Genomic DNA, 14,074 nt, shown 5'->3' on the forward strand with positions numbered 1-14,074 from the left:
AACCTTAACTGTGATTTTTCGTTAACCGTCACCAGTCGATTCTGCTATGATCCGCCTTCGTTTAAGGTTAAGTAAGGTGTAATAATTAATGAAACTCAATCCAGGGCAAAATGAAGCCGTCCATTATGTGTCGGGTCCATGCTTAGTGCTTGCTGGCGCGGGGAGTGGTAAAACACGAGTGATCATTAATAAAATTGCTTACCTAGTTGAAAAGTGTGGTTATAAAGCCCGTAATATTGCAGCCGTCACTTTTACTAACAAAGCCGCACGAGAAATGAAAGAACGTGTGGCCCAGTCTATGGGACGCAAAGAAGCCCGTGGATTATGGATTTCGACTTTTCACACCTTAGGGCTCGAAATTATTAAGCGCGAGCATAAAGTGCTTGGGCTTAAAGCCGGTTTTTCTTTGTTCGATGATCAAGACACCTTTGCATTATTAAAAGAGCTAACCGAAGATGAATTAGATGACGATAAAGATCTGATCAAATCCCTCGCCTCTGCAATATCGAACTGGAAGGGCGGGTTAGTCATTCCTCAGCAAGCAAAAAGTATGGCAAAAGATGAACAAAGCCAATTATTTGCCATGTTGTATGCTCGCTATGCTCAGCATATGAAGTCCTACAATGCGCTCGATTTTGATGACCTAATCTTAATTCCTACCTTATTACTGCGCACAAATGAAGAAGTGCGTACCCGTTGGCAAACTAAAATTCAGTACTTGCTGGTGGATGAGTATCAAGATACCAATACCAGCCAATACGAATTAGTTAAATTGTTGGTAGGCCAGCGTTCACGCTTTACTGTGGTTGGCGATGACGATCAGTCTATATATTCTTGGCGCGGGGCCAAACCACAAAACTTGGTATTACTAGGAACCGACTTCCCAAAACTTAAATTGATTAAGTTAGAGCAGAACTATCGCTCCAGCCAACGCATTCTTCGTGCGGCCAATATTTTGATTGCCAACAATCCTCACGTGTACGACAAGGCATTATTTAGTGAATTAGCTTATGGTGAGCCGCTAAGAGTGTTAATTGCCGCTAACGAAGAACAGGAAGCGGAGCGAGTAGTGGCTGAAATTATTCGGCATAAGTTTGTTGGTCGTACTAAGTTTGGTGATTACGCTATTTTATACCGTGGTAATCATCAGTCTCGTTTACTTGAACGGGCGTTAATGACTAACCGTATTCCTTATAAATTAAGTGGTGGTACTTCTTTTTTCTCTCGTGCAGAAATTAAAGATATCATGGGTTATTTACGTTTAGTGGTGAACCCGGACGATGACAACGCCTTTTTACGAGTGGTTAATTTACCTAAACGCGGCATAGGCCCTGCATCACTGGAGCGTTTAGGTAATTTTGCTAATCAAAAGCATATCTCGTTATTTGAAGCGATTTTTGATGTTGAACTGAATCATCATTTAGCACCAGCTGCGGTCAACTCACTGTATCAGTTTGGTAAATTTATTGTTGATACTGGCGAGCTCGCAACCCGTGGTGAACCGGTAGAAGCAATTAAACAGCTTATTCGCAAAATCAATTACGAAGATTACTTATACGAAACTAGCACTAGCGCTAAAGCGGCTGAAATGCGCATGAAAAACATTTCAGAGTTGTACCGTTGGGTTACTGAAATGCTTGAAGGTGATGAGTTAGATGAACCGATGACGCTACCCGAAGTGGTCACCCGATTAACCCTGCGTGACATGATGGAACGTAACAGTGAGGATGAAGGCGGCGACCAGGTTCAGTTAATGACCTTACATGCCTCTAAAGGACTGGAATTTCCTTTTGTGTTCATGGTGGGCGTTGAAGAAAGGATCTTGCCACATCAGTCGAGTATTGACGAAGACAATGTTGATGAAGAACGACGTCTGGCGTACGTGGGTATTACCCGTGCACAACGTGAATTGTGGTTTGTGATATGCCGTGAGCGCCGCCAATTTGGTGAAACGATGCGTTGTGAACCCAGTCGTTTTTTACTTGAGTTACCACAAGATGATTTAATTTGGGAAAATCGTAAGCCGGTGCAAACGGAAGAGCAACGTGTCGAAACCAGTAAAAGTCATATTGCCAATATACGCGATATGTTTAAAAAGTAACCCTTAACTATTATGGGTTTATTAATTAGGCACAGGCTTTATGGGGCTTTTTTTTTTCACAAAATAACTTACTTAATGCACGACCTTGGCCACGTACATAACCGAGGTCTAAAAATTGTCTTACCTGTTGCTGTGTGTCTACGGTAGTGGCATACATATCAAACTGGAGGGTGGCTGCTGTTAACTGGTAAGCCTTTACTAACTGTAATTGTTTGTCATTGAGTAAGTGTTTACTAATGTCTTCATCCAGTTTTAACGCTTTAATCGGTAAAAAACTGAGGCAGCTTAATGAACTGTAACCCGTACCATAGCCATCGATACCGATTTGTGCCCCAAGTTGTGAGATTAACTCAAAACCATTGATATGATTTTCAGTGTCTTGCACTAAGGCTTTTTCGTTAAAAAACAACATTAGCTTACTTAACTCGATACTGCTGCCTTTGATGGTATTTTTGAGATTACGTAAAACAAACTTGTTTTTAATGTGTTGACTGCTAATCGATAAATGAAAATGAATATTGGCACCATAATACTGCTTGAGCGATTGAAAATGTTCATTTAAATGGGTAAATATATAAGCATCTAAATTAAGCGTTAGTTGATATTGCACCGCTAAACGTTTCATTTTTGTGTGTTCAATGAGGCCCTGTTTTGGATGATGCCACTCAACTTGCGGTTCGATAGCAATAATTTCACCTGTGGTAAAGTCAACTACCTCAACGTAGAGTATTTTAAACTCTTGTTGCTCAAGCGCCTTCTTAAAATCAATCTCTAACTCATGCTGTAATTTAGATTGGGCACTGAGCTTGTCATCAAAAATCACGTAACAGCCTTTGCCATTAGCTTTGGCCTGATACATAGCTGCGTCAGCGTCTCTAAGAAGCGATTCGCTAGTGACTAATTTATTGCGGCCACTAAAAGCAACACCAATACTGGCACCAGAAATAAACTCTTGTTTGGCTAGCTGATACGGCATAGATAACGTCTGTAAAATACGCTCACAGACTTCTACTGCATCTTCAGTAGCATTGATTCGGTCAAGTAATATAACAAATTCATCGCCGCCCATACGGGCCAGAGTATCATTGTCGCGAATACATGATTTTATACGTTGCGACGTCTCAATCAAAAAACGATCGCCTTCTAAGTGACCAAAAGAATCATTGATCACTTTGAATCTATCAAGATCAATAAATAGTAATGAAAATTGATCTAATCCATGCCTGCGTAAGTGTTTTAATGCTTGTGACAAACGCTCCATTAAATAGCTACGATTAGGTAAACCCGTTAGTCCATCATGCTGAGCATCGTGCAGTAGTTGATCTTCCATTTTACGGCGTTGGTTAATTTCTTGTTGAAGATTATTGTTTAGTTCAGCGAGTGCTCTAGTGCGTTTTACCACTTTATCTTCTAATAGTTCATGGCTGTTTTTGAGTGACTCAGCAGCTAATTTGCGCTCAATAGCATTCGCCATATGTTGGGAGACAAACGTGAGTAGTTCTAGATCTTTCAATTGATAAATATGGGCGTCATCTAAGCTGTAAATGGTTAATGCCCCAGCCACATCACCATTGATGATCAATGGAATACCTATCCATTGATGCATTCTATCGGTTTTATTTAATTGCGGTGACTGTGCATAAATCTCCCCCATGGAGACCATGCGAGTGATGTCTTTAGCCGATAATAATCGCGGTAACTTATGTTGTAATATGTATTCGGTTAATCCATCCTGCATGGGACGAGAGGCAGGATATTCAGCGGTCATTTGCGAAACATAAAAAGGAAATGACAACATATTGTTATCGTCAATTAAAGAAATAAAACAGTTATGCGCAGGAATAAGCTGACTAATAATATTGTGAAGGCGTAAATAAAAGTCTTGCTGGAGCACATTGGATGCAGATAGATCGGCTATTTCGAATAAAACTTTTTGCAGTTCTTCAGCTTTAACACGCTCTGTTATTTCTTTTTTGACTTTCTCATAAGCTTGGCTGAGTTCTTTAGTGCGTTCAATAATAGCTTGTTCAAGTTGTTGATGATGCTCGAGTCGTTCCATTACCCCTGAAATATGATGGCAGATGAAACCCATTAATTCTAGTTCTAGTTCACCATAGGTATTGGCTTCGTTATAGCTTTGTACGACCAATACACCGCTGACAATATCTTGGGTCTTGATGGGTACACCGAGCCATTGATGACTTGGTGAGCCAAGACTTTTAATATCGCCACTGGCTATTAATTCATTAAACTTATTATCGTCGCATAATAAAGGTTCACCGTTACGAAGCACATAACCGGTTAGGCCACTATTAAGGAGTGCCGATATTTCTTGATCTGGATAGAGTTCTGTTGGGTGCGAATCTTGTTGGTCTGCAAAAAAAGGTAAACTTGTCAATCCTGTTTTAGGATCTTGAGATGCAATAAAAAAGTTTTCTGCAGGAATAAGCTGTTGCAGGTGTAAATGTACTCGTTGATAAAAATCATCAAGTGAAGTCACCTGAGTCGCAATATTGGAAATACCCAGTAATGCGTTTTGAATAATTTCAGAACGCTTATATTTTTTAGCCAAACGTTTTAAGCGGGCGATCCTTTTTTGTAGATGCTCGACTCTAGGAGACGTTGTTGAGTGACTAATGTTAGTATCCATACCCTTGTTAATTGTTATCCTATTAATTATGTGAACAAATATTGTTGAACAGCCATTATAATTACCATAAATACAAATGTGATCCAAGCGAAATAAATGTAAGTATATAGTTAATAACTATCGCAAATGAGCGAGGGTGAGTAAATAGTTATCATAAATGAGTCAAAAGTTGAGCAGTCAGTTAAAAAAAGTAAATCAGGGCTAGACGCGGGGGAGGTTTATCCTTATTATATGCCTCGCTAACCAAGGCGAGCGCCCATAGCTCAGCTGGATAGAGCGTACCCCTCCGGAGGGTAAGGCCGAAGGTTCGAATCCTTCTGGGCGCACCATTCGGTAAGTACAGTTTCCGTCGTATTGGTTAGTAGAATTGAAAGTCAGTGGTGATTGTAGCTCAGTTGGTAGAGTCCCGGATTGTGATTCCGGTTGTCGTGGGTTCGAGCCCCATCAGTCACCCCATTCAATTTATAGTGTTATGTACAATTTCGGTGATTAGCGCAGCCCGGTAGCGCATCTCGTTTGGGACGAGAGGGTCAGAGGTTCGAATCCTCTATCACCGACCACATTTTTGTAGCTGATTAGCATTAGTGTCGATGAGTTATAGCAAGAGTTAGAAATAAATTTCGGTGATTAGCGCAGCCCGGTAGCGCATCTCGTTTGGGACGAGAGGGTCAGAGGTTCGAATCCTCTATCACCGACCAATTTAACAAAAAAGCCACTCTAATGAGTGGCTTTTTTGTTTTTGTAATTTGGGTCAATGATTACAACTGTATTTGATAGTGACGCTTACTGCCTTTAATACTAATCAGATGAGCTATACACACATCAGCGGTGTTTGTATTGACTCTTTAATATCTGTTGAAGTAATGTCGTAGCGCTTCTGTTACATCCATACAGTTGGCGTGATTAGCTCACTGCAATCTTGGCGAATAGATTTAATGAGTGACTTAAGGGCCTATGAATATGTGGTATAAAAAAACCACTCCAGGGAGTGGTTGGTGTTCGCTAGTGAATCAATATTATTTATAGTTTCACATTAACTGGCGGTACAATGAAGCCTTGATAAGCATCGACTCTGAGATCCGTAAATCTGGTCAATTGTGTCGCTTCTTGTATCCCAGTCACAATCACTTGAATATCTAATCCCTTAGCCACATTGACTAAAGCACGGCATAATTCACTGTTGTGTTGGTTATCTTCAATATAAGCCAGAGATTGGTCAAGTTTGACATAGTTTGGACGCAAGCTCTGTAAGTATGCCATAGAGCCAAATTGACGACCAAAATGGTCAATACCAAAATGTGCACCAGAGTCGCGAATAACTTTACAGAGGTTTTCACAAGACTCCAAGTCGCTATACACACTCGCTTCTGGGATTTCAAAACAAATACGATCGGCAAATTTGTTGGCTCGTAGAAACTGCTTCAACCACATGTGGAAATCAGTATCGCCGATACTTTGATAAGTGAGGTTTATGGCCACACGTTCATAATTACGTTCAAATAAGCGATGCTCGTTAACGGTTTCAATTAAACACCGGTCAAGCATTGTACCTAATGATAGCAATTCCACGTACGGCATAAACTGACCTGCGTGCAGGGTTGTTTCGCCTATTTGAAGTTGGCAATATAGTTCGCGTTGACAAATTTCATCTCTGGCACAGAGTTGAATTGGCTGCCAACGGAATTGGAATTTTTTGTTCTTTATAGCGTGATTTAAATTACTACGCCATTCCTCTCGGGTAAATAATTGCTTTTGAGTGTTCTCAAACCAATGGAACACCTTGCCGTCTTTAATAGACTGTTGCAGTGCATTATCTGCTTGAGCCAACATATCTGATACTGTCATTTGTCCTAAACGCTCTGCAACACCAATATAAAACTGTTCGTTTGGTTTGCAGCCAGACTTAGATATTTCTTTATTTACGGTACGTATTAAGCTTTGTAAATATTTAGTTAGTTGCTCATGTTCACAATCTTCAACAAGGAAGGCGAATTCATAGGCTGCAATGCGGGCGATAACAGATGAGGATATTTCATCTTGATGATGCTGTAGTTTTTCGGCCAAAACACGAATAGTTTCATCACGAACTTGGAAACCGTATTTACTATGAACTTCTTCTAACCAATCCATTTTGACTAAGTAAAGCGCTCCAGTACTAGGCTCACTTAACCAACCATTCACTCGACTGACCATATATTGCCTATTGGGTAGCCCTGAAACTTGATCGACGAGATTTTTCTTTCTTAATGCGGATACTTCTTCATCAAGAGAGTTAAATACTTGTTTTAATTGAGCAGACATACTGTTAAAAGCATTAACTAGCTCTTTCAGTTCTTTAGTTTTTGGCGTTGGCATGTCTGGACCAAATTGGCGTTCAGCAATTTTCTTTGCGTGTACAGAAAGAGTATTTAATGGTTTTAAAATCCAACTCAACCCTACTCTTGCACATATAATCGCAATGAGGAATAAGATAGAAAACAGAATAATAATGTCAGTAATAATCCGCCATAACTCTTGATAGCCAAATCCAGGGTGAGCGGTAATTTCAAGTGTGGCAAGTTGTAACCAACCAGAGGTAATCGTGGTTTGTTTTTTTATGGTTTTGAACAAGTTAAGATCTATAAACCATTGAGGGACATTGTCTACTCGAACAGAATTATTCCAAACTTGTTGTTTGCCACCCACTAACCAAGTTAACTTGATTTGCTGATAGTAGCCGCCCTCAAAAATAACATTAACTAATGTTTCTGCTCCAGCATCATCAGCGGCTTCTAAAACCGGCGTTAACATTAATCCTAATGAGTTACTGGCATTATTGAGATCAGATTCCATTTGTTTGGATAAGAAACCTTGGGTTTCCGAAAATTGTACATAGGCTACACTTGCAATAGTTAACAAGAACAGCCCGAAAAGTAACGCATAGATCTGCCTGAACAGGGTCATGTTGTCACTACTCCATGTTGAGTTTGGGTTGGCGTAAACGGTCTACACCTAATCTAAGTTTAAGGTCAGTCCATTTTTCAAGGCGTGATGATGAGCCTGCTAAAACACCTCGGCCTTTTTCTTTGTTTAACCATAATTGTTTACCATTGAAGCTGTAAACAGGCAGGAGATCTTTTCGTTTTGTTGCCAGTTTTATGGTTTTATCTAAATTGTCGAGTACTAACGGAATCGAATTCGGCTTTTCGTAGTACGCTAGCACCATATGATATTGATTCAACGATGTCGCTTTTACCATGGTGATCCTGAGTTTATCTTCAGGAACACCAAGTTGTAGAAGCGTGAAGTATTTTGCGATGGAAAAATCTTCACAATCGCCGCCATTAGCCCCTATAAACTCCATCGGAGATGCCCAATAGTTGGAATCGCCCCATAGAGTTTGATCATCAATGAATCTAAATAAGTTAAAGAACTGATTAACTTTCTCTAATTTATCGATTTCAGCAAGTTGTTGCGAATCACTAATGATTTTAAACCAAGCATTTGCGCGTAATCCTGCTCGGTCTCCATAGCGTTTCGAAAGTGCTGAAACTGTTTTTTGTTGGTTTAATTCTTGAGTCGGGGCTGCGAATAAGCATGAAACTAAAAGGGCCGATGTCATAATACAAACATGACAGACCCTTTTATACAGTGATTTAGTTACTTTGCTGCCTTCGCGACTCAAAGAATCAATGCCTTGTGTATCTGTTAGTCAATTTGCTCATCAACAGTATAGATATTCCATCTCATTTCTGGAATGGTATCATCGGCGGTGACTTCTGCGACTACACGACGATTACGCTCTTCCGCTTCAGCTGTGCCGCTGTTATCAATAGGTCGATCAAAACTATAACCAATTGAAGCTAAGCGACTTGGATCGATATTAAATGTATTTTCTAATACGTCGATAACCGCCTTAGCGCGTTTCTGAGATAAGGCTAAATTAAGCTCATAGCTCCCGCGTTTGCTTGTATGACCTTCAATCGTCACCTTAGTGGTCGGGTAGGTGGTCATTATTTTAGCGACTCGTTCAATTTGGTTATAATATTGAGTATCAATAACAACAGAATTATTACTAAATAGAATTTTTAAATCTTGGCGTTCATTTATGTCCGTTATGCGTCCACAACCATAGTTGTCTACGGCGGCACCAATCACAGTACCGGTACAACGTTCACGAGCCATAATTACCCCATCGCGATCGCTATCAGCAAGATCAAATTTTTGTGGCGTAGACGCCGTTGACTCGACAATATCGTTGACTGAACAGCCCGCTGTTGTAATCAATGCGAGTAAAATCACTAAATATTTCATTATTTAACACCTCCCTCATAATCATGCTCACCACGCCATTCTCCTGGACGTGTAACTCTAAGTGAGTCGAGTAGATCGCCAGTCGCATTCAGTACTCTATAGCGTGCAGCAATTTCGTCATACTCAGTTTGTAAGTAATCTTTACGTGCTTCAAATAGCTCATTCTCGGTATCGAGTAAATCGAGAAGGGTACGTTGACCTAAGTTAAATTGTTGCACATAAGCCACTTGAGTCTGTTTTGCTGCCACAACGTGTTCACGGATGAACTGCTTTTGTGGTGCTAGCATTTCATAGGCATTCCAAGCCAAAGAGACACCTTCAACCACTTGACGATATGCGCGCTGTTGAATTTCTTTAGCTTCGTTGACTTTATAAGCTGTTTCTCTATCTCTAGAGACATCTTTACCACCAGAGAAAAGGTTATATTTAACCCGAACCATAGCAACTAAATCATTGTTATAGCCGTTAACATTTTGGCTGTTAATTGCGCTGTAACCATCTTCACCGTCAGTATCGTTATTCCAATTACCATTAAGTTCTAAGCTTAATTGTGGGAAATAACTGGCTTTGGCTGAGCTACGCTCTTTTTTAGCAGCATTGATGTCGCTTTCTGCTGATTTCAACACTGGGTGTTTCGATTTTGCTGCCACAAGCCCTTTATCTAAACTTTCGGGTAGCATATCGGCATCAGGCACGGGCAAAATTAAGTCATCAGGCTTTGCTTCAACAATTCTTATATAGGCTGCACGTGCATCTTCTAAATTGTTTTTAGCCGAAATGACATTGGCGTTTGCGCGAGCAAGACGACCAGTGATTTGCGATAAATCTGCTATTGATCCTAATCCAGAATCAGTTCGCTGTTTTATTTGATCATAAATCTCTTTATGGCTCGCGAGATTTTTCTCAGATAATACTAATACTTGTTCACTACGAATATAGTTTAAGTAAACCTTTGCAACGTCTAATGCCATATCTTCAGCAGCAGCAAATAATGCCCACTGATCAGCACTGGCTTCATACGAATAGCGATCGACTTCGCTGCTGGTATAAAAGCCGTCAAATAACATTTGTTTGATACTAAAACCGGCTTCGCCACGTTCTAAATCAATCATACCGTCGCTATCAACATCACCTTGACCCACTTTACGACGAGTAGAAGGGCTATCTGTTTGCTCCCAGCCATAGCCAGCAGAAATGTCAACAGTAGGCATATAACCTGCTACAGCCTGATTAACTTGCTCTTCGCGCGCTTTAAAACGATTAAAAGCGATGCGTAAATCTGGATTTGTGTCTAGCGTATGCGCAACAGCTTGCTCAAGTGTTTGGCTTGAGGCTGTTGGCGCTATCAACATTGATATAGCTAGTGCTATTACACTTAACTTTTTTTGTTGATTTATAATAGTTATCATTAAAAAACCCTCCCGGTTCTTCTTAGCGCTCTCTAAGAGCGGTATCTTTCGCTCTTAGTATTGGATTTAAAATATACTCAAGTATGGATTTTTTCCCAGTTATGACATCTACTGATGTGAGCATTCCTGGGATTATTGGCATCTCTGTGCCATCGTCTTTCAATAAACTAGACTCTTCTGTTCGCACTTTTACAATATAAAAACTGTTACCTTCTTCATCCTGCGATGTATCAGCACTAATATGCTCAACGGTTCCTTTCAGTCCACCATAACGAGTGAAGTCATAAGCGGTGACTTTCACAATAGCGGGTAGTCCAGGATGTAGAAAAGCAATATCTTTAGGGGTAATTTTAGTTTCTATCAGTAGCTTATCTTCTGATGGAACAATTTCCATAATTTCTTCGCCAGGCTGCACAACGCCGCCCAAGGTATTAAAGTTAATTTTTTTAATTGTACCGATAACAGGAGAGGCAATGACGGCTTTACTGACTTTATCAAACGCGCCTTTTTGTGCCTGATTCATACGAGATAATTTGGTTTGCATTTCATTGAGCTGTGCACGTAAATCAGTGGCGTAAACAAACACTGCCTCCCGGCGCTTTAAGATGGCTTCATCCATAGACGCTTTTACTTTTGGGCGCAAGAGTCTCACTGATTGTAACTCACCTTGAATATCATTCACTATGCGCTCAAGTTTAAGTAGTTCAACTTCAGGCACAATTCCTTTACGTGCCAGCGGCCTAGTTAATTCAAGCTCGCGTGATACTAATTGAAAACTCGTTGTAAGAGTACCAATTCTAGAGGCTAACTCTTCAATTTCTTGTTGACGTTGTTGGATTTGACGCACTAGAATTTCTAATTGATTACTTAAACTATCAAGCCGAATTGAATATTCTTCTTGTTGACGCTTAACCAGCTCAGGCTCTTCGTCAATAATAGTTTGTGGAAATACCAAGTTCTGTTTAGTTATTTTAACTTGTTGGCGCCAGTCTGAAGACATATCTGAAATGATAATACTGTCTAATTCAGTACGCATACGAATGATGTTGGTTTGTAACCCGAAGACCTCTTGTTCTTGTTGGTCGAAATCAGAGCGAAATCGTGTGTCGTCAATGCGCGCTAAAGGTTGCCCTTTGGTAACCATTAGTCCTTCTTGTACATAAATTTCTTGTAAAATACCGCCATCTAAACTCTGAATAATTTGAATTTGTGACGATGGAATGACTTTACCGGTTCCCGTTGTTACTTGATCTAATTCTGAGAAGTATGCCCAAATAAAAAAGCACACCATCATCGCCGCTAGTGACCATATAATAAGACGATGTCCTGACGGAGCATCGGTCATCATGGCACCGTAAACGTCATCAACCATTTCTAGATCTTTCGTTGTTAGATGTTTACTCATGAAGTTTGACCGCCAGCAATTGAACCTGCATTAAGCTTAGCAAGGACTTCATCTTTAGGGCCATCAGCTACTACATGTCCACGTTCAAGCACAATAATACGATCTACTAGATTTAATAAATGCATTTTATGAGTAATAAGCAATAAGGTTCTTTCGCGACTAACCAGTTGCATTGAGCGAATAAACTGTTTTTCTGCTCGAGCATCAAGGCTGGCAGTCGGCTCATCCATTAATAGTATAGCCGGATCGTTTAAGGTCGCTCTGGCTAGGGCTACGGTTTGTCGTTGACCACGACTCAGCGATAATCCCCCTTCACCAACTTGTTGATCTAATCCTTCAGATTCTAAGTTAGTAAACATACTCACACCAGAAAGCTGGATAGCTCTTATTAATTGATGTTCTGTTACTTGACGAGATCCAAAGAGAATGTTGTCGCGGATCGTACCGTGAAATAAAGTGACATCTTGAGGCAAGTAGCCGAAGTTACGTCTTAGATCACTTGGGTGAATTTGTCCTGCATCAAGGCCATCATAGCGAAGGCTACCTTGGGTTGGTTTGTACAATCCAAGGAGTAATTTGGCTAAAGTGCTTTTGCCTGAGCCATTACGACCAATAATGGCGATACGTTCGCCAGGATTAATATTAATAGAAAAAGGATGTAGGCTTGGTTTTTCAGAGCCAGGAAAACTAAAACTAATATTATCGGCTTCAATTTTGCCCATAAATCGTTCTTTGCTTGCTAGATTTCCTTTGTCTTCAAACTCATCTTCTTGTTCCATTATTGCGTCTAGTTGGCGCAGTGAACTAATTGTATGGTTACCACGAGTTATTAAACCGGCTAACTGAGCCATAGGGGCAATGGCTCTGCTAGACAACATAACGGCGGCAATAATACCGCCCATGGATATTTCGTTATCAGCTAATCGATACACACCTAAGATAACGACTAATACAACAGTTAATTGCACCATAAAGTTAGCTATATGGCTGACATAATTAGACAGTTTTTTGGTTTTAAGTTGCCAGTTAGCAGTATGGCCGATCATTTGTTGCCAGCTTTTTTGTACCAACCCTTCAGCACCATTGGCTTTAATCGATTCTAATGCGGTTAAACTTTCTATCAAATGACCATGCTTCAAACTCGAAAAGCGGTTGCTTTCTTCAATTGCTTTTTTGAGTCTAGGTTGTATATATAAGGTCACTGCAATAATAATTAGACTGCCAACTACCGGAATAAGGGCTAAATCGCCGGCAAAAATATAAATGATGACAACGAATAGTAATGCAAATGGCAGGTCAACTAACGCAGTGATGGTTGCAGAGGTTAAAAACTCACGAATACTGTCAAACTCACCAAGTTGTCTGGCCATGCCTCCTACACTAGGAGCTCGTTTTGATAACGGAATTCCAATCGCTTTGGCAAATAATTTTGAAGAAACAATAATGTCGACTTTTTTGCCTGCAATATCGATTAGATAGCTACGTAATTGACGCATAATAAAGTCAAAGATATAGGCGATACTTGCCCCGATAGCTAAAACCCAAAGTGATTCAAATGCAAGGTTAGGGACCACTTTGTCATAAACATTCATAATGAATAGTGGCGAAACTAATGCAAAAAGGTTGACCAATACAGAGGCAATAAGGGCATCTCGGTAAATAGGCGCTGAATCTTTGATACTTTGCATTAACCAATGTGTACTGCTGTCATGCAGATGAACATCAAAACTCTTATCGCCTCGATAATCTTGTTTAACGAGAAATAAATAGCCGACGTATAAGGTTTCTAAAGCTTCAATTGTTAGGGTATCTTCGCCGCCCGTTTCGGGTAGTTGAATAATAGCTCTGTCTTGCTCTAGATCAATCTCTCTGAGAATACACGCCTTTTTATCTTTCAATAATAAGATACAAGGTAATAATATTTCGGAAATCTGATTTAAATCTTTACGTGACAATTTTGCCGACAGTCCTGCTCTACCTGCCGCTTGAGGAATTAGATCGGGCGTGATGACTGCACCAGACAGCGGAAGACCCGCCGCAAGAGAATCTATTGAGCATGGGCTTCCGAAATGTTCAGTTAATAAAACTAAACAGTCAAGTAAGGGATCGACAGTTACCCGTTGGGAAGCCGAAATCGTCCATTGCTCACTTATGCTAGACGCAGTTTTAGGCACCTAATCATTATCCTTAATGTTATTGTTTAAATAATCAAATAT

At 40.3% G+C, this 14,074-nt stretch carries 8 protein-coding genes and 4 tRNA genes; 5 read left to right on the plus strand and 7 right to left on the minus strand.

Features of this window, described 5'->3' with window-relative positions; translation table 11 throughout:
• The first annotated feature begins 88 nt into the window (after positions 1–88).
• The gene (rep, locus tag EGC82_RS03630) at positions 89–2,101 is read left to right on the plus strand and encodes a DNA helicase Rep (protein ID WP_124729545.1); all 2,013 of its coding nucleotides are present in this window, start codon (positions 89–91) and stop codon (positions 2,099–2,101) included.
• Between the two features lie 25 nt (positions 2,102–2,126).
• Here rep and EGC82_RS03635 read toward each other — a convergent pair whose 3' ends face one another.
• Positions 2,127–4,751 carry a diguanylate cyclase domain-containing protein gene (locus EGC82_RS03635; protein ID WP_124729546.1) on the minus strand — a complete coding sequence of 875 codons (2,625 nt, stop codon included), beginning with the start codon at positions 4,749–4,751 and terminating at the stop codon, positions 2,127–2,129.
• Between the two features lie 252 nt (positions 4,752–5,003).
• On the opposite strand from EGC82_RS03635, the gene EGC82_RS03640 reads away from it, so the two are divergent.
• The 4 genes from EGC82_RS03640 (at position 5,004) to EGC82_RS03655 (ending at position 5,449) form a co-directional block, all read left to right on the plus strand.
• Positions 5,004–5,080 (plus strand) — tRNA-Arg (locus tag EGC82_RS03640).
• A gap of 51 nt (positions 5,081–5,131) precedes the next feature.
• Positions 5,132–5,207: transfer RNA gene (locus tag EGC82_RS03645), tRNA-His, on the plus strand.
• 27 nt (positions 5,208–5,234) lie between these two features.
• Positions 5,235–5,311, plus strand: a tRNA-Pro gene (locus EGC82_RS03650).
• 61 nt (positions 5,312–5,372) lie between these two features.
• A tRNA-Pro gene (locus tag EGC82_RS03655) sits at positions 5,373–5,449 on the plus strand.
• Between the two features lie 322 nt (positions 5,450–5,771).
• Here EGC82_RS03655 and EGC82_RS03660 read toward each other — a convergent pair.
• The 6 genes from EGC82_RS03660 to EGC82_RS03685 form a co-directional block, all read right to left on the minus strand.
• Positions 5,772–7,694, minus strand: a complete 1,923-nt coding sequence (locus EGC82_RS03660; protein WP_124729547.1) for a bifunctional diguanylate cyclase/phosphodiesterase — start codon at positions 7,692–7,694, stop codon at positions 5,772–5,774.
• Positions 7,695–7,701: 7 nt separating this feature from the next.
• Positions 7,702–8,352 carry a transglutaminase-like cysteine peptidase gene (locus EGC82_RS03665; RefSeq protein ID WP_124729548.1) on the minus strand — a complete coding sequence of 217 codons (651 nt, stop codon included), beginning with the start codon at positions 8,350–8,352 and terminating at the stop codon, positions 7,702–7,704.
• An 86-nt stretch (positions 8,353–8,438) separates the two neighbouring features.
• Positions 8,439–9,044, minus strand: coding sequence for an OmpA family protein (locus EGC82_RS03670; RefSeq protein WP_124729549.1), 606 nt, complete (start codon positions 9,042–9,044; stop codon positions 8,439–8,441).
• Positions 9,044–10,453, minus strand: coding sequence for a TolC family outer membrane protein (locus tag EGC82_RS03675; RefSeq protein WP_124729550.1), 1,410 nt, complete (start codon positions 10,451–10,453; stop codon positions 9,044–9,046). Before EGC82_RS03675 ends, EGC82_RS03670 begins: the two co-directional genes overlap by 1 nt.
• Before the next feature lie 22 nt (positions 10,454–10,475).
• Positions 10,476–11,858: an HlyD family type I secretion periplasmic adaptor subunit gene (locus EGC82_RS03680; protein ID WP_124729551.1), complete on the minus strand. Its 1,383-nt coding sequence runs from the start codon at positions 11,856–11,858 to the stop codon at positions 10,476–10,478.
• Positions 11,855–14,032 (minus strand): type I secretion system permease/ATPase, encoded by a 2,178-nt coding sequence (locus EGC82_RS03685; protein WP_124729552.1) that lies wholly within the window; start codon positions 14,030–14,032, stop codon positions 11,855–11,857. Before EGC82_RS03685 ends, EGC82_RS03680 begins: the two co-directional genes overlap by 4 nt.
• Positions 14,033–14,074 lie beyond the last annotated feature (42 nt).

Source organism: Shewanella livingstonensis (genome assembly GCF_003855395.1).
GTDB classification, from domain to species: Bacteria; Pseudomonadota; Gammaproteobacteria; order Enterobacterales; family Shewanellaceae; genus Shewanella; species Shewanella livingstonensis.